Here is a 24,879-nt window from a genome sequence, read left to right as displayed (position 1 = left end):
CGGCCGCGGCTTTACTGATTCCGGCCCTTCGCGGGCGGGCCACCGGTTAGTCTCAGCGGCGTTGCAGGCAACCCGGGCGCGCCACAGAGGAGCACGTTCATGCTCGAAGTGATCGACAGAACGCCGCGCCGCGAATCCCACAAGCCGCCGGTGCTATTCGTCCACGGCGCGTGGCATGGCGCCTGGTGCTGGGACGAGCATTTCCTGGACTTCTTCGCGGACAAGGGCCACCGAGCGGTGGCGCTGAGCCTTCGCGGTCACGGAAAGAGCCCGGCTCTCAAGTCGATGCGGTTGTGTTCGATCGCGGACTTCGTTGCCGACGTCGCCACGGTCGCCGACGGGTTGCCCCAACGACCCCTGATAGTCGGCCACTCCATGGGCGGCTTCGTCGTCCAGAAGTACCTGGAGTCACACGACGCTGCGGCCGCCGTGCTGCTGGCGTCGGTACCCCCGAACGGAATCCGCGGATTCTTGGCGCGCAGGTTCAAGCGACACCCGTGGTACACCGCCAGCGGCCTGGCCAGGACCAGGTCGTTGTGTGGTGTCGGCGCCACACCGGAATTGGCCCGCGAGACGTTCCTATCGCAGTCGAACTCCGAAGCCGACGTAGCGCGCTATGCCGCCGAACTCTGCGAGGAGTACGCGCTGAAGATCGCGATCGACATGTTGTGGCTCGACCGACCCAGGCCACACCTCGTCAGCACCCCGCTGTTGGTGTTGGGGGCCGAAGACGACGTGTGTTTCACCCAACGGGAAGTCCGGGCGACCGCGGCCGCCTATCACACCGACGCGGAAATCTTCCCTAAGATGAGCCACGACATGATGCTCGACCCCGGGTGGCGTGCCGTCGCCGAGAGAATCCACGCCTGGCTCGAAACATGCGTGCCCGCAAGTTGACTGCGCAATGAGCGGCCGGCTTGACGGCAGGGTCGCGATCGTCACCGGGGCCAGCACCGGCCTGGGGCCCGTGTTGGGCGCGCTGTTCGTCCGGGAGGGCGCCAAGGTGCTGCTGGCCGCGCGACGCGAGGAGCTGGTGCGCGAGGCCGCCCACGCCGCGGGGCCCGGAGCCATCGCGATGCGCGCGGATGTCACCGACGAGGCTGACGTCGCGGCCATGGTGGCGCGGGCCGTCGCCGAATTCGGCCAGGTCGACATTCTGTGCAACAACGCCGCCGCGCCCGGACAGGACCGCTGGATCTGGGAGCAAACCCTGGACAACTGGAACGCCACGATCGCCATCGACGTCACCGCGGCGATGCTGTGCACCCGGGAAGTGCTCAACCAGTCGATGCTGGCGCGCCGTCGCGGCGTCATCCTCAACTTCTCATCCACGGCAGGCTATTCCGGGATCGTCCGCAAGACCCACTACGTCACCGCCAAGGCATCCCTTCGGGCGTTCACCAAGACCGTCGCGCTGGAGGTCGGGCCCTACGGAATCCGGTGCAATTGCATCGTGCCCGGCGCCATCGATACCGAGCTGTGGCGGCGATGGGTGCAACGCACGGCCGACGAGCGGGAGACCGATTTCGCCACCCAGCGGGCCAGGGCCCTCAAAGGCGTTGCCCTGCAGGATATCTCCACGCCCGAAGACGTCGCCAACCTGGCGTTGTTTCTGGCCAGCGACGAAAGCCGCACCATCACCGGCCAATCCATCCCCGTCGACGCCGGAGGGTACATGCAGGGATGAGCGCCCCACGACTCTCGGTGGCTACACCCGTGGTGACGATGTTTCCGAAGACCAGCGGCGACTGGGAGAGACACGCCTCCATCGACGATCTGGCGCGGATCGCCGAGGCTGCGGATCGGCTCGGCTACCACCACCTGACCTGCAGCGAGCACATCGCGCTGCCCGCGGCCGAGACGCACCGCCGCGGTACCCGCTATTGGGATCCGCTGGCCACCTTCGGCTACCTGGCAGCACGCACCCAACGAATCCGGTTGGCCACCAACGTGCTGGTGCTCGGATACCACCATCCGCTCGAGATCGCCAAGCGCTACGGCACGCTGGACAAGGTGAGCGGCGGCCGGCTCATCCTCGGCGTCGGAGTCGGCAGCCTCAAAGAGGAGTTCGAGCTCATCGGCGCACCTCTCGACGACCGCGGACCGCGGGGTGACGACGCCCTCAAGGCGCTACGCGCCTCGCTGTCCGTGCCCGAACCCGCCTACCACGGCGAGTTTTACTCGTTCGACGGCATGGTCGTCGATCCGTGCGCGGTGCAGGACCGTATCCCGATCTGGATCGGCGGCCGCACGCTGCGGTCGCTGCGCCGCGCCGCGAACCTGGCCGACGGCTGGGCACCCTTCAACGTGACCCTGCCCCAGGCACGAGACTGGTTGAGCCGCTTCGATCTTCGATCCGATTTCGAGGTAGTCCTGCCACCATCGACGGCACTGGACCCGATCAACGAGCCGGAACAAACCCGCGACGCCATCGGCGAGGCCGCCGCGCACGGCGCCACCATCGTGCCCGCCGCCTTCCGCCACACCTCGCTGCAGCACTACCTGGACAACCTGCAGGCGCTCGCCGAGTTGCACTTCCCCGGCGGCGCCGCGTGATCCGCGTCAGGGCAGGCATATTCAGCCTCACCGCCGCCCCACCGGCCGACGACGACGGCAGCTACCTGCGTTGGCACCTGCTGGATCACATGCCGGAGCAGTATCAACTTCCCGGCATCGTGCACGGGCTGCGCTGGATCGCCGACGGCGACTATCCCCAGCACCGACTGGCGGCCCGCGGCCCGCTGGGCGAGATCGGCAACGCGGTGCACTATCTGGTGAGCGACCCCGTCGAGGAGACCTTCGACGACTTCGTCGCACTCGGCCGCGCGCTGCGCGAGAACGGCCGCTTTCCCGTCGTCAGGCCGTCCCTGCAAGTTGCCGGCCTACGCTTGCTGCAATGGCACAGCGCCCCGCACGCGCTCGTCTCCGCCGAGGTGGTGCCGTTCCGGCCGCACCGCGGCATCGTGCTGATCGTCGAAGAACCCGTTGACGGACGCCGCCCGGACGGGTGGCTGCAGTGGTTGCATGCCGAGCACCACCCGGTACTGCTCGGCGTGCCGGGCACCGCCGGCGCCTGGACATTCGGTTCCAGCGCCGGCTGGAGCCACTTACCGAGGGGCTGGCGAACTGAGCACCAATACATCACCGTCGTCTACCTCGACGACGACCCGCTGACCACGACCGATGCCCTGGCCCCCGTCATCGAAGAGCGGTGGCGATCGGGCGCGGTACGGCCCATCTTCGCCGGACCGCTGCGCAGCATGGTCAGTTGGGAAGCCTGGCGGTAAACCCCCCGGTTGACTGGTCGCCAGAGAAATGAGACCTTCCCGAAACGAAGGGAACCTATCGTCCTCGCTGACAACGGAGGTGAGATGACCAATCGGTGTGTCCTCGCGGCCGCCGCGATCGTGCTGGCGGCCGGTTTGTCCGGCTGTTCCGGCGAGGGCGGCCAGCCGGCGTCCGCCCCGAGTTCGAGCCGGGTTGCTGTGACCACGACCGTCATGATCGACGGGAACAAACACACCATGACCTCGGCGGTCAGCTGCGCCAGTTCGGCGGCGCAACCGAACGCGTCGCCACCGGAATCCGGGGACTTGACCACCCGCATCACCGTGCACGACGACACGGCGTCTGTGTCGCTGGCCCTGTCCGACGAGAAGCCGCCCATGGTGGACGGATTCGCGATTTCCCTGACGCTGGCCAACGGTCGGTACCAACTGCCCTACCAGTCGACCAAGTCGGCCACCCAGGTCCAGGCAACCAAGGAGGGCAAGAGCTACACGGTCACCGGAACCGGCGAGGCGACGACGCCCGGCCAAAGCGGCACGCGCCCGGTGACTTTCGGGGTGCACATCACCTGCCCGTAACTGCGGTGGCGCGGAAGTGGTTGTCTACCGTCGTCGCCTCTGCGATGCTGGCAGCTTGGACATCTTCGCGGAGTGGCAAACCGGCGGCACTGAACTGCGTTGGCGGTCAACGACCGCCGCCAACGATGCGCACGAAGTCGCGGTGTTCAGTCGCCGCTGCGGCACACCCGGCGCCCCCGCCCTGGTCCTCGTGCACGGCTTCCCGACGTCGAGCATCGACTATTTCGCCCTGGGCGCTGAATTGGGTTCCGAATTCGACATCTACCTGCTGGACTTCCCGGGTTACGGCCTGTCCGACAAGCCGGCCGAGCCGTACGTGTATTCGCTCTACGACGACGCGCGTCTGCTCGTCTACGCGATCACCCAGGTGTGGAATCTGACCGAATATCGCATGCTCACCCACGACCGCGGCAGCAGCGTCGGCATGATCGCACTGGAGATGCTGGCCGCCCTGGATCCGCCGGCCGCGCCCGTCGACCTCATCGTGACGAACGCCAACATCTACCTACCGCTGTCCAACCTCACCGCTTTCCAGACCGCGTTGCTCGACCCCGCGACCGGCAGGCCCACCGCGGAGGCGACGACGCCGGAGTTGCTGGCGGCGGGCCTGGGAGCCAGCACCTTCATGCCACGGCGCACAACCGACGACCCGGAGATCGTCGCGCTGGCCAAGTGCTTCGCCCACAACGACGGAATCCGCGTGCTGCCCGACACCATCCAATACCTGCACGAGCGTGCCGCGGACGAAACAGGTTGGCTGGAGGCACTTTCCAAGAGCCCGGTCAACACCACCGTGGTGTGGGGGCTGCATGACAACGTCGCGCCGCTACGCGTCCCCAATCACGTCTGGCAGACGTATCTGAAGAACAAGCCCGGCCGCAACCGCTATTGGGTGGTGCCCGGCGCCGACCACTACCTGCAATGCGACGCGCCCGGCCAACTGGCCGAGATCGTTCGGCTCACGGCCCAGGGCGGCGACATTCCGCTGCAGACACTCGGCAACCAGCCCGACGGCGCGGTACTCGTAGACCAAAGCGCCTCCTAGCCTTTCGCCGAGGGCGCGTCACACTGGTGTTCACCTCGCCGAGTGCCCGGCTGGCCGCACGTTCGAGCTCGAGTGCCCGGCTGGCCGGGCACTCGAGCTCGACGCGGCCCAGGGCCAGCAGCGTCAGCCGGTGACGACGGGCAGGCGCGCCCACCCCCGCACGCTCGCGGTGTGCGCGCGCTGGGCGTTGGCGTAGTCGACTTCCCAGTCGGGCCAGCGCTTGAGGACCTCTTCGAGGGCCACGCGACCTTCCATCCGGGCCAGCGCGGAGCCCAGGCAGAAGTGCAAGCCCTGCCCGAAACTCAGGTGGCTGCCAGCGCGGTGGATGTCATAACGGTCCGGATCCGTGAAGTGGCGCTCATCGCGGTTGGCAGAACCGTTGAGCAGCAACATGTATGAGCCCTCGGGCACGACCCGACCGTAGAGCTCGGCGTCCTGCGCCACGTAGCGGGCCTGCACCGGCGAGGGCGGCTCGTAGCGCAGCGTCTCCTCGACCGCGCCGGGAATCAGGGACGGGTCGGCGGCCAGCTCGCGGCGCTGATCCGGATGATCGGACAACAGCTGCCCCATGAAGCCGATCAAGCGGGCCGTGGTCTCGTTCCCGGCGCCGGCGATCATGGCGGTGTAGGCCAGCACCTCGGTCCGCGACAACGGCCGCCGGGTACCGTCCGGCTCCTCGATCTCGGCCCGCAGCAGGTCGGTCATCAGGTCATCGGAGGGGTGATCGGCCCGCCATTCGATGTACTCGGCGAACACCACGATGCTCTCCTCGAACAGCTTCGCGTTGACCGCGGCGGGGTCGCGCTCGTCGGACAACTCGATGTAGGCCCCGCCGCGATCGCGAATCTTGGCCTGATCCTGCTCGGGAATGCCCAAGAGGTAGCCGATGGTCCGCATCGGCATCATCGCCCCGAGGTCGGCGATGAAGTCGAAGCCGCCGGCACCGATCAGCGGATCCAGCTCCCGGACGCAGAAGTCGCGCACCAGGTTCTCCACGGCCAGCATGCGCCGCGGCGTGAAGACACGGGACAGCAGGCGGCGGTGCAGGTCGTGCAGCGGTGGGTCTTCGAACAACAGAATGCCCGGCGGCACTTCGATATTGGCGAACAAGATGTCGGCCGTGGTCCCGCGGCCGGATCGGTAGGTCTGCCAGTTCGGGAGCTCGCGCGCCACGTCGTCGTACCGGCTCAGCGCGAAGAAGTTGTACTTCTCGTTGTAGTACAGCGGCGCTTCGGCGCGCATGCGCTTCCACACCGGGTACGGGTTGTCGTCGATGTCGGAGTCGAACGGGTCGTAGTACAAGTCGATCGCGTTGGTGCCCGCCTTGTCCATGGTCAGTCAGTCCCCTCGCTCAGTCGTTTCGGTGTAGGAAGCCATGCAGGATCGCCTGGGTGAGTTCTTCGACGATGACCTCTCGAGATGGCGGCTTGGCGCCGAAGTACGTGGAGCGCAACGCGGCCATGCCGGCGATCATTGCCACCGTCGAGTGAGCGGGCAGGTCGGGATGGTCCGACCGCAGTCCCCGCAGATGCATGCCCTCCGCGCTGATCTCCCCGAGCGCCGTGATCGCCCGCCTGATATCGGCGATGCCGGCGTCGGCCTTCTCCTCCTCGCTGAGTGCCTCCGACGCCATCAGCGTCAGCAGCAGACCCTGGTGTTCGACGAAGACGTCGTAGAGCTGTCCGACGAAGTGCCGGGCCAACTCTTGCTCGTCGGTCTCCTCGGGGACCACCGATTGCCAGGTCCGGCCGAACTCGGCGACGAAGTCGGTAAACGGCTGGACGAGCGCCTCGCGGAACAGCGCCGCCTTCGAACCGAAGTGCCGGAACAACAGATGCTCGGTAACGCCTGCGGCCTGGGCGATTTCACGCGTGGTCGTGCTGCGGTAGTCCTGGCGGGCGAAGCGCGCCCGGGCGCTGTCGAGCAGCAGCTTGCGCGGAGCGCCACGCGGTCGGCGGTTCGCCGGGGCGGGCGCTTCCGCCGCGCCGGGTTTCGTGCTGGGTGGCCGCTGGGGCACAGTTCGCTCCTCGCCCGATGGTTGACTGCCTTTAGGATAGTGTGCACTATCTAATGAGTCGAGGGTAGGAAGGGGTGCGACCGTGGGCGCCGTCATCATGCTGGGCACGCTGTTCGGGCTGATCGTCCTCATATTCGGGCTGGTGTTGCGCTTCGACCCGCAGGCACGCCGGGCTCAAGGACACGATCGGTGAGCTCCCAGATGACGCCCGTGATGCAGGCGGCGAGTGACTTCGCGCTCGTCGGGGGCATCGGGTTCACCGCCCTCGGCGTCTACCTCAGCGTTCGGGGGCGCCGCCTGCACCCCCTCCTGCTGCTGTGCATCTCGGCGATGTCGTTTTCGTGGATCGAGGCCCCCTACGACTGGGCGATGTACGCGCAGTTCCCGCCGGCCATCCCCCGCATGCCCTCGTGGTGGCCGCTGAACGTGACGTGGGGTGGACTGCCGTTGTTCGTTCCCGTCGGTTACATCTCCTACTTCGTGCTGCCGGCCGTGACGGGCACGGCGATCGGGCGATGGTTGAGCGCTCGGTTCGGATGGCGAAGGCCCCCAACGCTCTTGGTGGTCGGCCTTGTCGTCGGATTCTGCTGGGCGCTGTTCTTCAATGGGTTCCTGGGCGCCAAACTCGGCGTGTTCTACTACGGCCGGGTCATTCCCGGGCTGGCGATCCGCGAGGGCACCGTGCATCAGTACCCGCTGTACGACTCCCTCGCGATGGCCATCCAGATGATGGCCTTCACCTACCTGCTCGGCCGCACCGACCCGCAGGGACGAAACGTCATCGAGATGTGGGCCGAGAACAGGGCGAAGAGCCGCCTGGGCTCGTCGCTGCTGTCCGTCGTCGCCGTGATCGTCGTCGGAAACGTGCTCTATGGCGCGGTTTTCGCGCCCCACCTCGTCACGAAGCTGGGCGGCTGGGTGACCGCGGGACCGACGGAGCAGTTGTTCCCGGGCGTGCCGAACCAACCCAAGTAACTACGAGTCCCGGCGGTCACCCAAGAGCCTCGGGCAGCACAACCTCGCCCACGCGCTTGAGATACGACCACGCGACGTCCGGCGGCAGCCCGCCGCACAGCGGCGACAGGTTGAGCACCTGGCCGGCGCGGACCCGCGAGATCGCCTCGGGGACAGAGATGATCACGTGCGATGTCCCCGTCGCACGCAGCTCGTCCACGGTGTTGACGTGGCTGAATCCCGCCGTCGTCTCGTCCCCGGGGTTCCACGCGGCATAGGTGCGCACATCGTGCAGCAGATGCTCGCCGATCTCTTTCCACGCTCGATCCACGTCGTCGGCGACGAAGACGACCGAGGGCGTGTCGCGGTCGGGGAAGAACGTGGGCCCCGGCTGATGGCCGTGCTCCCGGCAGGCCTCTTCGTAGGCCTCCTGCATGCCTGGTGCGTTGGCGTTGCCCAGCATGCCCAGGCCATACCTGCCGGCCCGGCGGGCCGCTGCCAGCGTTCCGCCGCCCCACATCAGTCCCGGCCCGCCGGGAGTCAACGGGCGCGGCGTCACGGTGATCCGCCTTCCGTCCTCGACGACGGTTTCACCGGCAAGCAGCCGCCGTAACAACCCGAGCTTCTCGTCACAGAGGCGGCCACGCGTCTTGATCGGCACGCCGAACTGCTCGAACTCCTCGGGCCGATAGCCCAACGCCAGGATGTAGGACGCCCGCCCGTTGCTGATGATGTCGAGGACCGCCATGTCCTCGGCAAGACGCACGGTCTCGTAGAACGGAAGAATCAGGATCAGGCTCAGCGCCAGACGCTGTGTCCGCCCGGCCACCGCCGAGGCCAGCAGAAGCGGCGACGGCAGATAGCCATCCTCCGACCCGTGATGCTCGCACAACACGGCGGCCAGACCGCCGTGTTCCTCGGCCCAGGCGCACATTTCGGGTGCCGCGGCGTACAGATCGGTTGGGGGCGCGGCCCATTCGGGATCGCGCATGTCGAAGCGCAGTGTGTACACGGCAAACTCCTAGGTGGCCTAATCTTGGTGATGCACGTTACACGCTCAGTCGAAGGCGTAAAGCGGCAGCGTCGTGGGAATGTCCAATGAGCTCACCAGGCCCGGGGGCGCGTCGACGACGTAGGGAATGGCATTGACCACCCGCATGGCCGTCGACGCCATCGCGGCGTGCCCGGCGCCGTGGCCTTCGGCATCGCCGAGAGTCATCACGCAGTGGATGTCGGGATCGCCTTCGATGTCGACCCGATAGGTCGCGTCGAACTCCGAGGCGGGCCAGTCGGGCGCGACGTCGCGGGCCATTCGGATCACGTGTTCGATCACGATCGCCTCCCGGCCGTTGACCACCCCGGCGGCCCGGGTCCGCACGGCACCGCAGGTGCCCGCCTCGATGGTGCCGAACGCCACCTCGATGTCGCGCTCGGTCAACCGGCGGTCGAGCGAACCGCGCACCTGCTCCACCTCGACGCGAAGACCCTGGGCGATCAGGTATATCGGTGCCTGCCATGCCATCTCGATGAAGCCGGGAGTCTTCAGCATCGGCTCGAAATCCAGCGGCCGGCCGAAGCCCATCCCGTCCATCATGACGTCGGCCACCGGGTAGTGATCGTTGAGCGCGACCTCGCTGGCCGTGATGGTGCGGATGTTCTTGGACTGCGTCGTCATCAGCAGGGCGAGCTGGTCGGAGGCGAACCCGGGAAAGATGCCTGAAACGTAGAACGAGGCGCCGCCGGCCTTGGCCGCCGCCTCGAGCTGGTCACGCCAGTCGGGGGCGAAATACGACGGCGGATGCACCAGGCTCGTCGAGGACGTCGACACGACGTTGATGCCGGCGCCCAGCAGCCGCAGGTAGTCCGGCACGGCCGCGCCGTCGCGTTCGGGACCGCTCGCCGCGTAGACCACGCAGTCGGGCGACAAAGCCATCAGCGCATCGGCGTCGTTGGTGGCCGCCACGCCCAGCGGCCCGCCTCCGGCCAATTCGCCCGCGTCCCTGCCTACCTTGTCGCTCGAATGTACCCACACGCCAACGAGTTCCAAGTCCGGTCGACGCCTGATGGCATCGATGGCGATCGAGCCGACGCCCCCAGTGGACCACACGACAACACGCATCAGCATTCTCCTTACTGGACGTGTGCCCGCGCGGCGGCGGCCGCCGCGCGCTCTAGGTACGGCCACGCCACGTCGGGCGCGACGCCACCGCACAGCGGGTGCAGTGGCAACGGCCGGCCGCCGCGCACGTAGTCGGTCGCCTCGTCGGAGGTCAATATGCGGTACGGGCCGCGCTCTTCGCGCAGCGCCGCGACGCTGTCGGCGCGGGTGATACTCGCAACGGAATCGTCCCGGGGCCGGTATGAGGCCGCCGTCACGGCGTCGTGCAGCAGGTGGGGTCCCAGCACATCCCACGCCTCATCCACGTCATCGGCGACGAAAACCGCGGTGGGCGTGCCCGGGACGGGGAACTGGACGATCCCCGGTTCATGTCCGTGCGCGCGGCACTGGGCTTCGTAGAACTCCTTCAGGCCCGGCCACGCCGTCTGGGAGACGAAACCGAGGCCGTAGCGCCCGGCCCGTCGCGCGGCCGCCTCGCTGCCGCCGGCGATCAGCATCATCGGACCACCGGGTGAACCGCACGCCGGCGTGACACGAATTGTGCGGCCGCGATATTCGGCGGGCTCCCCGCGCACCAGCGGTCCGAGCACCGCCAACATCTCGTCGGCCGCGCGGCCGCGGGTGGCCATGTCGATGCCGAAGTGGTCGTACTCCTCGCGTCGATGCCCGACGCCGAACGCATACGACACCCGTCCCCGGCTGATCAGGTCGAGCACGCACATCTCTTCGGCGAGCCGGACGGGGTCCCACAACGGAATCGGCACGGCGGCAAGCAGGATCGCCAACACGCGTGTCCTGGCCGCGATCGCCGCGGCCAACGTCAGCGGTGCGGGCAGGTGGCCGTCGTCAGTGCCGTGATGCTCGGAGAGCACGGCCAACACACCGCCGCGGGTTTCCGCCCACGCGCACATGTCGATGGCGGCGGCATAGAGATCGGCGGCGGGCCCGGCCCAATTCGGCGCCCGCATATCGAACCGGAGGGTGAACATCAGCGCGCGCCCGCGTCGCCTCTGAGGATCGGCCGCAATGCCCGCACAGCTGCAGACTAACCTAAGATTTGTTCTTTAAGATAGTGCGCGCTTTCTTAACCCTTGACCCCGCTGACGCGCGGCTGCTAGCTTCCGAAGCGAACGTTGGGTAACGGTCGGCGTAAAGGGCAACGGCCGCCTCAGTTTTCATCGCGCACGCACCTGAGGAGGAACAGGATGACGACTCATCGCGTGGCGGTGTGGGCGACCGGCGGCATCGGATCGATCGCGATCCGCACCATCCAGCATCGCCCCAATCTGGACTTGGTCGGGGTCTGGGTGCACTCGCCGGAGAAGGACGGCAAGGACGCCGGCGAACTCGCCAACGGCGAGCCGATCGGCCTGGCGGCCACCACCGATGCCGACGCGCTGATTGCGTTGAAGCCCGATTGCGTCATCTACGCGGCCAGCGGTCCGGAACGCGACGCGCTGGCCATCCCGGATTACGTCAGGCTGCTCGAGTCCGGCATCAACGTCGTCACGACCAGCACCACCCGACTGGTCAACCCGCACGCCTACGAACCCGCCGAGTGGCGCGACCAACTGGTCGCCGCGGCCAAGCAGGGCCAGGTGTCGCTGTACGCGTCGGGAATCGAACCCGGCTTCGCCGCCGACTACCTGCCGCTGGTGCTGTCGACCCAGTCGTCGTCCATCGACAAGATTCACGCGTTCGAGATCGGCCTGTACGACGACTACGGCGTGCCCGACATCATGAGCGACGCGCTCGGTTTCGGCAGGCCGCTCGACTACCAACCCTGGATCGGTTTCCCCGGCGCGATCGCCGGCGAATGGCAGGGGCAGATCCGATTGGTCGCCGACGCGCTCGGCGTCGAAGTCCAGGAAGTCCGTGAATATTTCGACCGCGCGGTCACCAACCGGGCGCTGGAGGTCGCCATGGGCACCGTCGAGGCCGGAACGTGCGGCGCGCTGCGGATGCGGGCGATCGGCGTCGTCGACGGCCGGGAGGCCATCGTCATCGAGCACGTCACCCGGCTCGCGCACGACGTCGCGCCGGAGTGGCCGACCGGGATCGGCGACCTGTCCTACCGCGTCATGATCAGCGGCGACCCCGACATCGATTGCACGCTGGCCGCGACGCTCAAGGACCCACGCAAGGCCGGAGTCGGAGGAATGACTTCGGGGGCCGGCGCTATGGTCGCCACCGCGATGCGGGTCGTGAACGCCGTGCCGTATGTCGTTGCGGCAGAACCGGGATTGATCAGTTCGGTGGACCTGCCGTTGACGATCCCGCAACACGCGTTTGTCGGCGGCTAGGTTGCGCCGGTTACTCTGCGGGCGTGACGTTTAACCCGCTCGAGGAGCTCACGCTGCAGCAACTGCAGCTCCGCACGAGCATGAAATGGCGCGCGCATCCGGCCGATGTCCTGCCGCTGTGGGTCGCCGAGATGGACGTCATGCTGGCACCCACCGTGGCCGGCGCGCTGCGGGCGGCCATCGACAACGGCGACACCGGATATCCGTGCGGCATGGCGCTGGCCGAAGCGGTCAGTCAATTCGCGTCTGAGCGCTGGCAGTGGCACGACCTGGACATCGGTCGCACGGCGATCGTCCCGGACGTCATGCTCGGCGCCGTGGAGCTGTTACGTCTGGTCACCGACCGCGGCGACGCCGTCATCGTCAACCCGCCGGTGTACGCCCCGTTCTACGCGTTCGTCACGCACGACGGCCGCCAGGTCGTCGAAGCGCCGCTCGACGCCGCAGGCCGAGTCGATCTGGACGCGTTGGCGGACGCCTTTGCGCGCGCCCGAGCCCGGGGTGGAAACGTCGCGTACCTGTTGTGCAACCCGCACAATCCCACCGGAACGGTGCATACGGCCGACGAGCTCGGGGCCATCGCCGAACTCGCCCGCCGGTTCGGCGTCCGGGTGGTGTCGGACGAGATTCACGCGCCCGTCGTATTGTCGGGCTCGCGGTTCACCCCGTACCTGACCGTGCCCGGCGCGGAGAACGCCTTCGCCCTGACGTCCGCGTCCAAGGCCTGGAACCTGTCCGGACTCAAGGCGGCACTGGCCATCGCCGGACCGGAGGCGGTCGCGGACCTGCACCGGATGCCGGAAGAGGTCAGCCACGGGCCAAGCCACCTCGGCGTCATCGCCCACGCCGAAGCCTTCCGCACCGGTGGCGACTGGCTCGACGACCTGCTGCGCGGCCTGGATCGGAACCGGACGCTGCTCGGCGATCTGGTCGCCGAGCACCTGCCGAAGGTGAAATACCAATGGCCACAAGGGACTTACCTCGCGTGGCTCGATTGCAGGGAACTCGGCTTCACCGAAGACGCCGTCGACGGGCTTGCGGTGGTGGCCGACTTGTCCGGGCCCGCCCGGTGGTTCCTCGACCACGCCCGGGTGGCGCTGAGTTCCGGCCACGTCTTCGGCACCGGCGGCGCGGGGCACGTCCGGCTGAACTTCGCGACCTCGTGGGCCATCCTCACCGAGGCCGTGTCCCGGATGGGCCGCGCCCTCGCCCACGCGGGCTAGGCCGGAATCTCCTCGGCGCCGCGGCCCAAGTTGCGGAAGCCCTCGGCGGGCCGCTTGAAGCCGAGCACGAACGGCAGCGAGTTCAACTCCAGCTTGGCCGTGGCCCCGAGCCGGCGCAGGAAGCTGGACTCGGCCGGGGCCAGGGAAACCTGCGACGTCGCGAGGTCGAGGTAATACGTCGACGTCTCCCCGATGTCGTCGAAGACGTGGATCAGCGGTTTGCACTGCGAGCGCACCGATTCGTCGAGGCACGCCGCGACGGGATCGGTCATCAGCACGTATTCGACCACGGGCACCAGGTTTTTCAGCATGCGATGCACCAGGATGACGTCGAAGCCCGCGAGCTCTGTGTGGCGCTTCACCCGCTGCTCGGCCACCTCACCCTGGTGGACGACGAACTTCACCGAGAGGTTGTCCAACTGCGCACAGCTCGCACACTCGCAGGCGAGATCCTTTTGAAAGCGCTCACGCCGCGCGATGAACGCCTCGCGCATCCGGGATAGCCGGTCGCACACCAGCACTTTGGCGTCGCCGTCGGGCGCCCAGAAGAAGGCGGCGTCACCCTCCAGCTTCGCCAGCTTCAGGCCTCTGCCGGCGTCGATCACCGACTCCAGCAGACCCGCCACCGTCAATTGCGCATGGGCCAGGTGGGTGCGGTTCCACTGCATGTAGCGGGTATAGCCGCTGATGTCGGCAATGATCAGGACCGCGCGCCGAATCGCCATGAACAAGCCAGTTTACTGTCCGCCCAACGCTTAGCCCAATCAAATCTCCCACTAGACGAACTCGCGTTGTCGCGGGAGGCTAGCAGAGGCGCCCGCCCACCGGAGGAGCTGAATATGCATGTGCTACGAACCCCGGACTCCCGATTCGAAAACCTGGAGGGCTATCCGTTCGTAGCGAACTACCTCGACGTGGCGGCGAGCGACACCCAGCCGCTGCGCATGCACTTCCTCGATGAGGGCCCGGGCGATGGACCGCCGATCGTGCTGCTGCATGGGGAACCCACCTGGAGCTACCTCTACCGGACGATGATCCAGCCGCTGGCCGACGCCGGAAACCGTGTGCTCGCGCCCGACCTGATCGGTTTTGGCCGCTCGGACAAACCCAGCCGGATGGAGGATTACACCTACCAGCGGCACGTCGAATGGGTGACCGCCTGGTTCGACCGCCTGAATCTCAAGGACGTGACACTGTTCGTGCAGGACTGGGGATCGCTGATCGGGCTGCGCATCGCCGCCGAGCAGGGCGACCGCATCGCCCGACTCGTGGTGGCCAATGGTTTCCTGCCCACCGCGGACCGACCCACTCCACCCGCCTTCCACGTCTGGCGGGCGTTCGCGCGCTACTCCCCCGTGCTGCCCGCCGGCCGCATCGTCTCCGTGGGGACCGTTCGCCGCGTTCCCGCAAGGGTGCGGGCCGGGTACGACGCGCCGTTTCCCGACAAGACGTATCAGGCCGGGGCCCGCGCCTTCCCGCAATTGGTGCCCACCTCCCCGGACGATCCGGCGGTCCCCGCCAATAGGGCCGCCTGGAAAGCGCTGGGCCAATGGGACAAGCCCTTCCTCGCCATCTTCGGGGCCCGGGATCCCATCCTCGGCCAGGCGGACCGTCCGCTGATCAAGCACATCCCCGGCGCCGCCGGTCAGCCGCACGCCCGCATCCGCGCCAGTCACTTCATCCAGGAAGACGCCGGACCCGAACTGGCCGAACGCATTCTGTCCTGGCAGCAGGCGGTGCGCTGACCGCGTCAGCGGGTGTTGACCCTCCCCTGTCGATCAATGGTCTGGGATGCCCACCCCTGCCAGTGCCGGCACCGCATCCTCATCGTGCAGCAACGACGCGGCGCCGGCCTTGAACTGGGCGAGTTTGTCGATGATCGTCTGTCCCTCTGGAGTGTGGCCCCAGATGCTGATGCCCTCGTGGGTCGTGGGTTCCCAGGTGGCCTCGTCGACGACGATCGGATTCCAGCCGACTTCCCATTCGAACCCCGACGGCGTGACGGCGTAGAAGGACAGCTCCTTGTCGTTGGTGTGCTGACCCACCCCGAGCGCCATCCGGAAACCCAGCTGCTTGACGCGCTGGTAGGCGGCGGTCATGTCGTCGAGTTCGGCGACCTGGACATTGACGTGCTGGACCCGGGTGCGGATCGGGTTCAGCCGCAGCCGGTTGACCGAAGCGATCGCCACGGTGTGGTGCCGCTCGTTGAACCGCAGGAACCGGATCTTGAACCTGAGGCCGCTGATCGTCTCGTCGATGTAGTCGGACAACCGCGCATCCAACACCGTGTCGTAGTAGCCACGCAGCTGATGAGGCTTCGTGGTGGCGACGGCCACGTGGCCCAAACCCGCTGCGCCCGTGACGAACCCGCTCGTCACCATGCGCAACGGCGCGATGCCGGACCGTGCGCGGGTGAACACCTCCTGGGTCAGGCCGTTCGGTCCGGGAAACCGGACGAGCCGCTCCACGCCGCGCAGCGCCGCCTCCTCGTCGGTGCCCTCGGCCACGGGCACACCATGCTGCGTCACGCGCGCGAGCACGGTGTCGAAGGCGTCGTGGTCGTCGAGCTGCCAGCCGATCGCGGTGACGTCTTCGGCAGGGCCGCGTTGCAGCAAAAACCGGCACTCGTTGTCGTCGAGGCGGAACCGCATGGCGTCGGTCGTCCCGTCGTCGCAGTGCATGCCGATGGCATCGCGGCTGAATCGTCGCCAGTCGCCGAACTTTTGCGTCTCGATCACCACGTAACCGAGGTGGACGCGGCCGAAAACCGACGGGCTCATCGCTCGTTCTCCAAGAAATCGATGACCAGCCGGTTGAACAGATCGGCGCGTTCCCATTGCATCCAGTGCCCGGTGTGCGAGGTCATCACCAGATCCGCATTCGGCAGCGCGTTGAGCAGCAGGGGGCCGCCCGATGGCCGGTTCACCTTGTCGTCGCGTCCCCACAAGACGAGGGTCGGTGTCGTCAGGGTCCGTAGCCGGCTGTCGCGGGTGAGGTCCATTCGCCACAGCGTGCGCAGGGCCGTTGGGCCGGAGGGCCGGCGCAGCGGCGGATCCGCGACCACCGCCGGGTCGATCGACGCGCGGTAGCGCAGATCTATCAAGTCCTCGGGCACCGAGGCGCCGTCGTACACCAGGTAGCTGCGGATGAACGTCGCGAGCTTGTCGCGGCTCGGGCCTTCGCCGCCGTAGTAGGACAGCAGGCTCCGCAATCCGGGCGTGGGCAGGCCCCTCGTCGTGCCAATCCCGCCCGGACCCATCAGCACCAGCTTGCCGACCCGGTGCGGGGTGCCCAGGGCCAGCCGCAGGGCCGCCGCGCCGCCGTACGAGTTGCCGACGAGATGGGCGGTATCGATGCCGAGCTCGTCGAGCAGGCCGCGCATCATGTCGGCGAGGTAACCGAACGGGTCGTCTTGGTCGACGCCCTTGACCGACCTGCCGTAGCCGGGCATGTCGGGAACGATGAGACGGAAATGCGTTGCGAGCGCGTCGATATTGCGCGAATAGTTCGACACGCCCGACGCACCGGGGCCACCGCCGTGCAGCATGACCACCGGCGGCCCGGTCCCGGTTTCGGCGACGAAGATCGGTTTCCCGGCGACGCTGACCGTGCGCTCGTTCAATTGCGTGGTGATCATGCGGTGACTCCGATCGGGGTGGCCGGGATGGGTGGCGTCAGGTCGGTGAAGTCCTTCGGCGGCGCCGGCAGCGGACGGCCCTCGCCGGCCGCGGCGAACACGAATCCGTCGGGGCGCAGCACCACCGCCGCCGCCTTCTTGCTCCGAAGCCACCGGGTCAGCGCGCCGTCATCGTCGCGGATCGCACCGGCCTGCGGCGCGCCGGCCTGGATGGCCAGGGTGCGGGCGCCCAGCCGCTCCCACCGATCGGCGTCCGGTGGCGCCGCTCCGAGGTGCAGGACGGCCCAGCCCCCGCCGAGGACGTCGTCCAGGCGTGACCTCTTTCCGCTCGGGTCGGTGACCCAGGGTTGGGGCAGCTGCCAACCGGCGGCGGCATGCGCCTCGGACGTGAAACATCCGTCGGGGTAGTGGGCCGGCGGAATCCAGATCATGCTCTGCCCCGCCTTGAGCACGCCGGGCAGCCGCGTCAGCGCGCGCAGCAAATGGTTTCTCAGGAATGCCAACGACTTTCGGCGCTCGGTGATGAGGCGTCCGTTGCGCACCGCCCGGCGGGTGACCTCCGTGACGTGGGGTTTGCGCTCGACCTGGTAGCTGTCGAGCAGTGCATCGGGCGCCTGCCCACGCGCCACCGCGGCGAGCTTCCAGCACAGGTTGGCCACGTCGCGCACCCCGGCCGACATCCCCTGGCCGATCCAGGGCGGCATGGCATGCGCCGCGTCACCTGCCAGGAAGACCCGCCCCACGCGCCAGCGGTCCGCGACGCGCACGTGGTGGCTGTAGATCACGGCACGCAGGATCTTCACCTGCTCCTCGGTGATGCCCTGCTCGTGCAAGACCTCCCACACGGCCTCATGGGTGATGAGTCGCTTCTCGTCCTCTGCGGCTCGGGCCGGGTACTCCCAGCGGTGATGCCCCAGCGGGGTCGGGCAGTCCACCGTCGGACGGGCGGGATTGCAGTGAAAGCGCAACCGGTCGTGACCGTCCCACTCGCGGATCACCTTGGTGTCGATGACAACCCAGCGTTCGGCATACGTGCGTCCTTCGTATCCGACTCCGAGTTGGGCGCGGGTCGGCGAGGCTCCGCCGTCGGCGGCGATCACGTACGAGGCCTTCACGCGTTTGAAGGCGTCGGTGCGCAGGTCGGCGAGCATAAGTTCGACGGTCGAGCCGCCGTTGGCCACGCGCAGGCATTCGTGTTGGAGCAACACCTCGACGTTGGGATACCGGGCGACGCCCTCCCGCAGCACGTGGTCGACCGCGGGCTGGTACAGGAACTGCTGCGGGGGATGCCCGCAGCCCCGGGACGTCATGGTGGTCTCGACGAACGGCACCCCGTCGGCGTCGACCCACGCCAACGGCCGGTCGGGCAGCATGTCCCGTTGCAACCGGTCCGCCAGGCCGACGGACTGCCAGATCCGCATCACCTCCTCGTCGGTCGAAATGGCCCGCGCGCGACCGTACACATCGGGGTCGCGCTCGATGACGACGACGTTAAGCCCCATGCGGCCAAGGAGATTCGCGGCGGTGGCGCCGGTGGGCCCATAGCCGATCACCGCTACGTCATAGGTCGGGTGCTCGTTCATTGCCCTCTCGCCTTCGTGTCGGGCTTGTTCTGTAGTGATCGTTACGGTAATGTAGCGATCACTAAAGAGTCAAGCGCCTGCCGGCAAGGAGGTCCAATGGTCACCAAGGACAAGCCGCAGCGGCGGCGGCGCCTCGACGGCGAGGCATCCCGGGCGCGCATCCTCGATGCGGCCACCGAGATCGCCAGCGAGCGCGGTTACGAGGGCACCAGCATCGGCCTGGTCAGCGCCAAGTGCGGCCTGCCGGCCAGTTCCATCTACTGGCACTTCAAGGACAAGGACGACCTCATCGCCGCGGTCATCGAACGCAGCTTCGCGCACTGGCTTTCGGCATGGGAAATGCCCGCCGAAGGCACCGCGCGCGAGCGGCTCGTCTCGATGGTTATGCAGATCGCCAAGGCGCTGCTCGACTCCCCCGACTTCCTGCGCCTCGGTCTGATGCTCGCGCTGGAGCGCCGGCCGGTTGAGCCGCGGGCGCGTTCCATGTTCCTCGCCGTTCGCGACCGGGCGTTCGAGACGCTCACGCTAGCCATCCGGGACCTCGTCCCGGGGCTGACCGACGCGCAGGTCCACCAGTTGGCCACCTACGCCCTCGCCGGTGGCGACGGCCTGTTCGTCGCCAAGGAGATCGGCGGTGATTCCGTCGACCTGCTGGCGCTGTTCGAGCTGCACGCGAACACCCTGTACGACAGCGCCCTGCGCATGGCCGCCGAGAACGCAAAGTGACCTCGAACCAAAAGTGGCCGGTGGCCATCATCGGCTCGGGCAACATCGGCACCGATCTGCTGCTCAAAATCGTGGGCAGCGACGGTCCGCTCACGGTGGCCGCCATGGTGGGTGTCGACCCACACTCGGACGGACTGGCCCGGGCGCGGCGAATGGGCGTGCCCGTCACCGCCGACGGGGCCGGCGGGTTGCTGAGCATGCCGGACTTTGCCGACATCAAGCTCGCCTTCGACGCCACCTCCGCCGACACGCACCGCGCCAACTGGGCGGCTTTGCGTGACAGCGGAATACGAATGCTCGACCTCACGCCCGCGTCGGTCGGCCCGATGTGCGTGCCCGTGGTCAACCTCAACGGCCACCTCGACGCACCCAATCTCAACATGGTGACCTGCGGCGGGCAGGCAACGGTGCCGATCGTTGCGGCCATCGCCAAGACGGGAATCGTCTCCTACGCCGAGATCGTCTCGTCGATCTCCGCGAAGTCCGCCGGCCCGGGCACCCGGGCCAACATTGACGAATTCATCGAAACCACCTCAGCCGCAATCCAAGTGGTGGGCGGCGCGCGGCGCGGCAAGGCCGTCATGATCGTCAACCCCGCGGACCCCCCGGTGCTTATGCGCAACACCGTGTACTGCCTTGTCGACGGGGACGTCGACCACCGCTCGATCGAGAACGAAATCCTCGACATGGTCGGTCAGGTCGCCGCGTACGTGCCCGGCTATCGGCTGAAGCAAGACGTGCAATTCGAGGTCTTCGGCCACGACGATCCGCTCTACATTCCTGAAACCGGCAAGTTCACGGGCACCCGCGTCACGGTGCTGCTCGAGGTGGCCGGCGCGGGCGACTACCTGCCCGCCTACGCCGGGAACCTCGACATCATGACCTCTGCCGCCAAGGCCACCGCAGAGCGCTTGGCCCTCCATGGCCTGCACCCCGCCGAAACTGTCGGTGCCACAACGTGACCCAACACATTTATGTCAGCGACGTGACCCTGCGCGACGGCATGCACGCGGTGCGCCACCAGTACAGCATCGAGCAGGCCACCATCATCGCGCGGGCACTCGACGACGCGGGGGTCGACTCGATAGAAGTCGCTCACGGTGACGGGTTGTCGGGTTCGAGCTGCGTGTACGGGTTCGGCGCGCACACGGACGCCGAATGGATCGAGGCCGTCGCCGCGGCCGTCGACCACGCGAAGATCGCGACGCTACTCCTGCCGGGCGTGGGCACTCTGCGAGACCTCAGGGAGGCGCACCGCGCGGGCGCAACCGTCGTGCGCGTCGGCACCCACTGCACCGAGGCGGACATCGCCGCGCCTTATCTCGCCGCCGCCCGCGGCCTGGGCATAGACGCCGTCGGCTTCTTGATGATGAGCCACATGACCAGTCCCGCCGGCCTGGCCGACCAAGCCAAGCTGATGGAGGGATACGGTGCAACCTGCGTCTACGTCGTGGACTCGGGCGGCGCGATGACGATGCGTGACGTCGGCGCCCGAGTCCACGCCTTGCGCCAAACCCTCTTACCGACAACGGAAATCGGCATCCACGCCCACCACAACCTGTCGCTGGGCGTCGCCAACTCGATCACCGCCGTCGAGCACGGCGCTTACCGCGTCGACGCCTCCCTGGCGGGCATGGGAGCGGGTGCCGGAAACGCGCCGCTGGAGGTTTTCATCGCCGCGGCCTCCCGCCTTGGCTGGCAACATGGCTGCGATCTCCATCGGTTGCAGGACGCGGCCGACGACGTGGTCCGGCCGCTGCAAGACCGGCCCGTGCGGGTGGACCGCGAGACTTTGACCCTCGGCTACGCGGGCGTGTATTCCAGCTTTCTACGGCACGCTGAGGCGGCCGCTGGCCGGTTCGGCATCGACGCCCGCACGCTGCTCGAAGAGGCCGGCCGGCGCGGGATGGTGGGCGGCCAAGAGGACATGCTCGTCGACATCGCCCTCGACCTCACCGGCGCTCATTGAATGCGAGATCCGTGCGTTCGCGCGCGTTGAGGAGCCTCAGCGCGTAACGGCCAGTACGGCTTCCGCCAGCTCGGGCCGGCAGACCACCAGATCCGGCAACTTCGGGTCCGATCGGTTGTAGGTCAGGGCGGACCCGTCGATGCGCGAGGTATGCAGACCGGCGGCGCGGGCCACCGCCACCGGTGCGGCCGAGTCCCATTCGAATTGACCGCCCGCATGCACGTACACGTCGGACAGCCCCTGGACGAGCGAAGCCACCTTGGCGCCGGCGGAACCCATTTCGACCAGCACCCCGTCCAGCGCGTCGCGCACGGCGAGGGCGATGGCGGGCGGCCGGGTGCGCGACACCACAATGCGCGGCTTGCCCGGCGCCGCGGGAGGTGAATCGACCTCGGGCGTGGCCAGGGTGATGCCCTGCGCCGGCAGTGCCACCGCACCGGCAACCAGCTCCCCGGCCTCCCACAGCGCGACGTGCACGGCCCAGTCGTCGCGTCCGAGCTCGGAGAATTCCCGCGTGCCGTCCAGCGGATCCACGATCCACACGCGCTGCGAGCGCAGTCGGACCGGGTTGTCGATGCCCTCCTCGGACAGCACCGCGTCGTGGGGCCGTTCGTCGGCGAGAGCCGCCATCAGAAAGTCGTGGGATCGCTTGTCTCCCGCGGCTTTCCGCTCGCTCGCTTCGGCGTCGGCGAACTCTTCCCGGACCGTGAGCAACAGCCGCCCGGCCTCGGTGGCCAACCGTGCGGCCAGTTCGTGGTCGTCCGTCAGTTGCAGGGCCATCACAATCCTTAACTTGGTAGCGTTGACCAACTTTACCCTGCGAGGACGAACTGCCGGGCGCCACCCCAGGAGGCAAGTTTCGGCCGTAATCTGGTGAATGTGAGCGGGGGCAACGTTCCTTTATTGAGCCGATTGCGACGCATTCCACGGGGGCGTCTGATCGTGGTCGGCATCGTCTCGGTGGTTGCGCTGGGAGGTGTCCTCGCCTTCGTGGGGGCGAAGCTGACCGAGGACAGCCACGGTGCCGGGCCACCGACCGCCCAGCCACCACCACCGCAGAGTTTCGCCATCCCGGGCTGCTACAACCTGTCCGCCCCGCCGCTCGAGCGCCCGAAGCGGCTCAACGTGCTGGGCTGCGCCAGCGTAGCCATTGCGCTGCAAGACATGTCGTGGAGTTCGTGGGGGCCGCAGGGCGCCGACGGGACCGGCACGGCCGTGTTCAAGGTCTGCGACCCGAATTGCGCAGCGGGGTATCAGCTGACGGAGCCGGTCGTCGTGCACGCGTGGAATCCGCAACCGCCGCGGCGCGAGGCCATCTGCCAGGTCGGCTTGGACATCTTCGCCGACATGATCCTGTCCTTCCCCAAAGGCGTCCCCCCGCCGAACGTGCAGAAGATGAACACCCAGTTCAACGGGCAGCCGGCGGTGCACTTCGCCAACTACTCGAGCGGCGACACGCGAGGCACCCAGTTCATCGGCTATACGTACTGCAACTAGCCGCTAGGCCTGATGGCGGCGACCCGCCGCCGGAACTCGCGACGCCGCTAGACCTCGATCACCACGGCGCCGCCCTGGCCGCCGCCCGCGCACATGGCCGCGACGCCGATGCCGCCGCCCCGGCGGGCCAGCTCGTAGGCCAGCGTGGTCACCATGCGCGCACCCGACGCCGCGATGGGATGGCCGAGGCTGCAGCCGCTGCCGGAGAAGTTGACCTTCTCCTCGTCGATGCCGTACTCCCGGCACGCCGCGATCGGCACCGAGGCGAACGCCTCGTTGATCTCCCACAGCGCCACGTCGTCGACCGACAGACCGGCCCGCTGCAGCACTTTGCCGATGACCTTGACGGCCCCCAGGCCGGTGTCCCTGGGGGCGACACCCGCGGCCGCCCACGCCCGGACCGTGCCCATGACGTTCAGGTTTTCGGCGGCCGCGTAGTCGCGGTCGACGAGGGCCACCGCCGCGGCGGCGTCGTTGGTGCCGCTGCTGTTACCCGCCGTGATCGAGAATCCCTCGATCTCGGGGTGCAGCACTTTCAGCGAGGCGAGCTTCTCGACGGTGGTGTCCCGGCGCGGATGCTCGTCAACGGAGAAGTCGGTGACCGAACCGTCGAACTGCGTGATCTTCAGCGGAAGGATCTCGTCGAGGAACTTTCCGGCGTCCATGGCCGCAATGGCGCGCTGATGGGAACGCGCGGCCCAGGCGTCCATCTCTTCGCGACTGATGCCTACCGCCTGTGCGGTGTTCCAGCCGACCGTGATCGACATGTCTTTGGCCGGCGCATCGGGGGTCTCGACGTGGGTCGGCGGCATCCAGCGCTCCTCGAACTTCAGCTCGGGGCCGGGGATGCGCCAGTTCGTCAGCGGCGTCATCGACAACGACTGCACCCCGCCGGCGATGAGCACGCGTTCCATCCCGGAGCCGATCTGGGCCGCGGCGTTGCCGATGGCGGTCAGGCTGCCCGCGCAGTGCCGGTTCACCGACTGGCCGGGAATGTCCTCCATGCCGGTCGCGGTAGCCGCATACCGTGCCAGATCGCCACCGCCATAATGCGATTCGGCGAAAATGATGTCGTCGATCGCGGAGGGGTCGACGCCGGACCTGCGCACCACCTCGGGAAGCACCGCGGTGATCAGCGTCTCGGGCGGTGTGTTCACGAGCGTGCCCTTGAAGGAGCGGCCGATCGCCGTCCGAACCGCTCCGACAATGACGGGTGTAGCCATGTTCTCAACCTCGAAGGGTCTGGCTGCGATGGGCAGCGCGGATGTCAGCAGATACGCGAATCGTAACAAATACCGTATGGCCAATAGTAAACGGCCTAAGTTCACCTGGGCCGGGTGGGCGAAGATAGCCGACCGGTCGTGACCCGCCGGTCTTCGGGCACAGGACACAATGGGCCCATGACAACCAGATCAGCCGCCGAGCGTGACACCACCCGGACGGCCGCTTACCGAGTCGCGGCGATGCTCCTCGGCGTGGGGACGCTTCACTTCGTCGCGCCCAAACCGTTCGACACCATCGTTCCCGCCGAGCTGCCCGGAAGTCCCCGGTTCTACACCTACGCGTCGGGTGCGGCGGAGGTGGGGGTCGGGGCTGCGTTACTGCCGCGACGCACCCGGCGATTGGCCGCGCTTGCGGCGGCCGTGTTGTTCATCGGGGTGTTCCCGGCCAACGTCAACATGTGCCGGTTGTGGTGGAACAAGCCCTGGCCGATGCGGATCGCCGCGCTGGCCCGGCTGCCCCTGCAGATCCCCATGATCACCACCGCGCTCAAGATCAGCCGCAACAGCTGACGCCCACAGCGGTCACACCTGCCAGAGCCGTCCCTGCCGGAGGGGATGCCCAGAGTGCCGGCCTCTCAGCGACAATGCGGCGGGTGGGCCAGCTCCAAATTCCGTCACCCGGCTTTGTCGCTGGGAGGCGGGCAACTCGTGCGTCTC

General features: G+C 67.8%; 26 protein-coding genes. 15 read left to right on the top strand and 11 right to left on the bottom strand.

The features are described from left to right. Nucleotides 1–99 precede the first annotated feature (99 nt). The 6 genes from H7J89_RS04850 to H7J89_RS04825 all read left to right on the top strand — a co-directional run bounded on the left by H7J89_RS04850 (nucleotide 100) and on the right by H7J89_RS04825 (nucleotide 4,911). A complete protein-coding gene (locus tag H7J89_RS04850) occupies nucleotides 100–897 on the top strand; it encodes an alpha/beta hydrolase (protein WP_264036976.1) in 798 nt (265 codons plus the stop codon). A gap of 7 nt (nucleotides 898–904) precedes the next feature. Then, nucleotides 905–1,687, top strand: coding sequence for an SDR family NAD(P)-dependent oxidoreductase (locus H7J89_RS04845; protein WP_264036974.1), 783 nt, complete (start codon nucleotides 905–907; stop codon nucleotides 1,685–1,687). Next, the gene (locus H7J89_RS04840) at nucleotides 1,684–2,556 is read left to right on the top strand and encodes an LLM class F420-dependent oxidoreductase (protein WP_264036972.1); all 873 of its coding nucleotides are present in this window, start codon (nucleotides 1,684–1,686) and stop codon (nucleotides 2,554–2,556) included. The genes H7J89_RS04845 and H7J89_RS04840 overlap by 4 nt, the downstream gene beginning before the upstream one ends. Beyond that, nucleotides 2,556–3,287: a hypothetical protein gene (locus tag H7J89_RS04835; RefSeq protein WP_308205078.1), complete on the top strand. Its 732-nt coding sequence runs from the start codon at nucleotides 2,556–2,558 to the stop codon at nucleotides 3,285–3,287. The genes H7J89_RS04840 and H7J89_RS04835 overlap by 1 nt, the downstream gene beginning before the upstream one ends. An 84-nt stretch (nucleotides 3,288–3,371) precedes the next feature. Then, nucleotides 3,372–3,866 carry a lipoprotein LpqH gene (locus H7J89_RS04830; RefSeq protein WP_264036967.1) on the top strand — a complete coding sequence of 165 codons (495 nt, stop codon included), beginning with the start codon at nucleotides 3,372–3,374 and terminating at the stop codon, nucleotides 3,864–3,866. 55 nt (nucleotides 3,867–3,921) lie between these two features. Continuing rightward, nucleotides 3,922–4,911, top strand: a complete 990-nt coding sequence (locus H7J89_RS04825; RefSeq protein WP_264036964.1) for an alpha/beta fold hydrolase — start codon at nucleotides 3,922–3,924, stop codon at nucleotides 4,909–4,911. Between the two features lie 123 nt (nucleotides 4,912–5,034). Here H7J89_RS04825 and H7J89_RS04820 read toward each other — a convergent pair whose 3' ends face one another. After that, nucleotides 5,035–6,243, bottom strand: coding sequence for a cytochrome P450 (locus H7J89_RS04820; RefSeq protein WP_264036962.1), 1,209 nt, complete (start codon nucleotides 6,241–6,243; stop codon nucleotides 5,035–5,037). Nucleotides 6,244–6,262: 19 nt separating this feature from the next. Next, on the bottom strand, nucleotides 6,263–6,928 hold the full coding sequence (locus tag H7J89_RS04815) for a TetR/AcrR family transcriptional regulator (protein ID WP_264036960.1): 666 nt from the start codon (nucleotides 6,926–6,928) through the stop codon (nucleotides 6,263–6,265). Between the two features lie 189 nt (nucleotides 6,929–7,117). On the opposite strand from H7J89_RS04815, the gene H7J89_RS04810 reads away from it, so the two are divergent. Next, nucleotides 7,118–7,903 carry a spirocyclase AveC family protein gene (locus H7J89_RS04810; RefSeq protein ID WP_264036958.1) on the top strand — a complete coding sequence of 262 codons (786 nt, stop codon included), beginning with the start codon at nucleotides 7,118–7,120 and terminating at the stop codon, nucleotides 7,901–7,903. 16 nt (nucleotides 7,904–7,919) lie between these two features. Here H7J89_RS04810 and H7J89_RS04805 read toward each other — a convergent pair whose 3' ends face one another. The 3 genes from H7J89_RS04805 to H7J89_RS04795 are packed head-to-tail and all read right to left on the bottom strand — an operon-like array spanning nucleotide 7,920 to nucleotide 10,990. After that, a complete protein-coding gene (locus H7J89_RS04805; protein WP_264036956.1) occupies nucleotides 7,920–8,894 on the bottom strand; it encodes an LLM class flavin-dependent oxidoreductase in 975 nt (324 codons plus the stop codon). Nucleotides 8,895–8,939: 45 nt separating this feature from the next. Then, nucleotides 8,940–10,001, bottom strand: coding sequence for an NAD(P)H-dependent amine dehydrogenase family protein (locus H7J89_RS04800; RefSeq protein WP_264036954.1), 1,062 nt, complete (start codon nucleotides 9,999–10,001; stop codon nucleotides 8,940–8,942). Between the two features lie 11 nt (nucleotides 10,002–10,012). Next, nucleotides 10,013–10,990 (bottom strand): LLM class flavin-dependent oxidoreductase, encoded by a 978-nt coding sequence (locus H7J89_RS04795; protein WP_264036951.1) that lies wholly within the window; start codon nucleotides 10,988–10,990, stop codon nucleotides 10,013–10,015. 216 nt (nucleotides 10,991–11,206) lie between these two features. On the opposite strand from H7J89_RS04795, the gene H7J89_RS04790 reads away from it, so the two are divergent. Continuing rightward, nucleotides 11,207–12,304 (top strand): NAD(P)H-dependent amine dehydrogenase family protein, encoded by a 1,098-nt coding sequence (locus H7J89_RS04790; RefSeq protein WP_264036949.1) that lies wholly within the window; start codon nucleotides 11,207–11,209, stop codon nucleotides 12,302–12,304. An 80-nt stretch (nucleotides 12,305–12,384) separates the two neighbouring features. Next, on the top strand, nucleotides 12,385–13,527 hold the full coding sequence (locus H7J89_RS04785) for a MalY/PatB family protein (RefSeq protein WP_276041731.1): 1,143 nt from the start codon (nucleotides 12,385–12,387) through the stop codon (nucleotides 13,525–13,527). Here the strand turns inward: H7J89_RS04785 and H7J89_RS04780 are convergent. Further along, nucleotides 13,524–14,252, bottom strand: coding sequence for a DUF2652 domain-containing protein (locus tag H7J89_RS04780; RefSeq protein ID WP_264036944.1), 729 nt, complete (start codon nucleotides 14,250–14,252; stop codon nucleotides 13,524–13,526). The two genes, H7J89_RS04785 and H7J89_RS04780, sit on opposite strands and share 4 nt — an antisense overlap. Before the next feature lie 114 nt (nucleotides 14,253–14,366). On the opposite strand from H7J89_RS04780, the gene H7J89_RS04775 reads away from it, so the two are divergent. Next, entirely contained in the window at nucleotides 14,367–15,272 is a 906-nt protein-coding gene (locus tag H7J89_RS04775; RefSeq protein ID WP_264036942.1) for a haloalkane dehalogenase, read from the top strand. 33 nt (nucleotides 15,273–15,305) lie between these two features. Here the strand turns inward: H7J89_RS04775 and H7J89_RS04770 are convergent, their stop codons facing one another. Genes H7J89_RS04770 through H7J89_RS04760 form a run of 3 tightly spaced genes read right to left on the bottom strand, consistent with a single transcriptional unit; the run spans nucleotide 15,306 to nucleotide 18,747 of the window. After that, entirely contained in the window at nucleotides 15,306–16,307 is a 1,002-nt protein-coding gene (locus H7J89_RS04770; protein WP_264036940.1) for a VOC family protein, read from the bottom strand. Further along, nucleotides 16,304–17,164, bottom strand: a complete 861-nt coding sequence (locus tag H7J89_RS04765) for an alpha/beta fold hydrolase (RefSeq protein ID WP_264036937.1) — start codon at nucleotides 17,162–17,164, stop codon at nucleotides 16,304–16,306. The genes H7J89_RS04770 and H7J89_RS04765 overlap by 4 nt, the downstream gene beginning before the upstream one ends. Next, a complete protein-coding gene (locus tag H7J89_RS04760; RefSeq protein WP_264036935.1) occupies nucleotides 17,161–18,747 on the bottom strand; it encodes a bifunctional 3-(3-hydroxy-phenyl)propionate/3-hydroxycinnamic acid hydroxylase in 1,587 nt (528 codons plus the stop codon). Before H7J89_RS04760 ends, H7J89_RS04765 begins: the two co-directional genes overlap by 4 nt. A gap of 96 nt (nucleotides 18,748–18,843) precedes the next feature. On the opposite strand from H7J89_RS04760, the gene H7J89_RS04755 reads away from it, so the two are divergent. The 3 genes from H7J89_RS04755 to dmpG are packed head-to-tail and all read left to right on the top strand — an operon-like array spanning nucleotide 18,844 to nucleotide 21,442. Then, nucleotides 18,844–19,473 carry a TetR/AcrR family transcriptional regulator gene (locus tag H7J89_RS04755; protein ID WP_264036933.1) on the top strand — a complete coding sequence of 210 codons (630 nt, stop codon included), beginning with the start codon at nucleotides 18,844–18,846 and terminating at the stop codon, nucleotides 19,471–19,473. Then, nucleotides 19,470–20,435: an acetaldehyde dehydrogenase (acetylating) gene (locus H7J89_RS04750; RefSeq protein ID WP_264036930.1), complete on the top strand. Its 966-nt coding sequence runs from the start codon at nucleotides 19,470–19,472 to the stop codon at nucleotides 20,433–20,435. Before H7J89_RS04755 ends, H7J89_RS04750 begins: the two co-directional genes overlap by 4 nt. Next, nucleotides 20,432–21,442 (top strand): 4-hydroxy-2-oxovalerate aldolase, encoded by a 1,011-nt coding sequence (gene dmpG / locus H7J89_RS04745; RefSeq protein WP_264036928.1) that lies wholly within the window; start codon nucleotides 20,432–20,434, stop codon nucleotides 21,440–21,442. Before H7J89_RS04750 ends, dmpG begins: the two co-directional genes overlap by 4 nt. Before the next feature lie 36 nt (nucleotides 21,443–21,478). On the opposite strand, the gene H7J89_RS04740 is transcribed toward dmpG, so the two are convergent. Beyond that, a complete protein-coding gene (locus H7J89_RS04740) occupies nucleotides 21,479–22,222 on the bottom strand; it encodes a 3'(2'),5'-bisphosphate nucleotidase CysQ (protein ID WP_264036926.1) in 744 nt (247 codons plus the stop codon). A gap of 162 nt (nucleotides 22,223–22,384) precedes the next feature. Here H7J89_RS04740 and H7J89_RS04735 point away from each other — a divergent pair, with 162 nt between their 5' ends. Next, nucleotides 22,385–22,939 (top strand): hypothetical protein, encoded by a 555-nt coding sequence (locus H7J89_RS04735; RefSeq protein WP_264036925.1) that lies wholly within the window; start codon nucleotides 22,385–22,387, stop codon nucleotides 22,937–22,939. A 47-nt stretch (nucleotides 22,940–22,986) separates the two neighbouring features. Here H7J89_RS04735 and H7J89_RS04730 read toward each other — a convergent pair whose 3' ends face one another. Continuing rightward, on the bottom strand, nucleotides 22,987–24,162 hold the full coding sequence (locus tag H7J89_RS04730; protein WP_264036923.1) for a thiolase family protein: 1,176 nt from the start codon (nucleotides 24,160–24,162) through the stop codon (nucleotides 22,987–22,989). A gap of 177 nt (nucleotides 24,163–24,339) precedes the next feature. On the opposite strand from H7J89_RS04730, the gene H7J89_RS04725 reads away from it, so the two are divergent. Next, nucleotides 24,340–24,732: a DoxX family protein gene (locus H7J89_RS04725; protein WP_264036921.1), complete on the top strand. Its 393-nt coding sequence runs from the start codon at nucleotides 24,340–24,342 to the stop codon at nucleotides 24,730–24,732. Nucleotides 24,733–24,879: the final 147 nt, after the last annotated feature.

It is taken from the genome of Mycobacterium paraffinicum (genome assembly GCF_025822865.1).
Lineage (GTDB): Bacteria > Actinomycetota > Actinomycetes > Mycobacteriales > Mycobacteriaceae > Mycobacterium > Mycobacterium paraffinicum.
The sequence above is the reverse complement of the archived record's forward strand: the minus strand, read 5'-3'. Positions and strand labels throughout refer to the sequence as shown.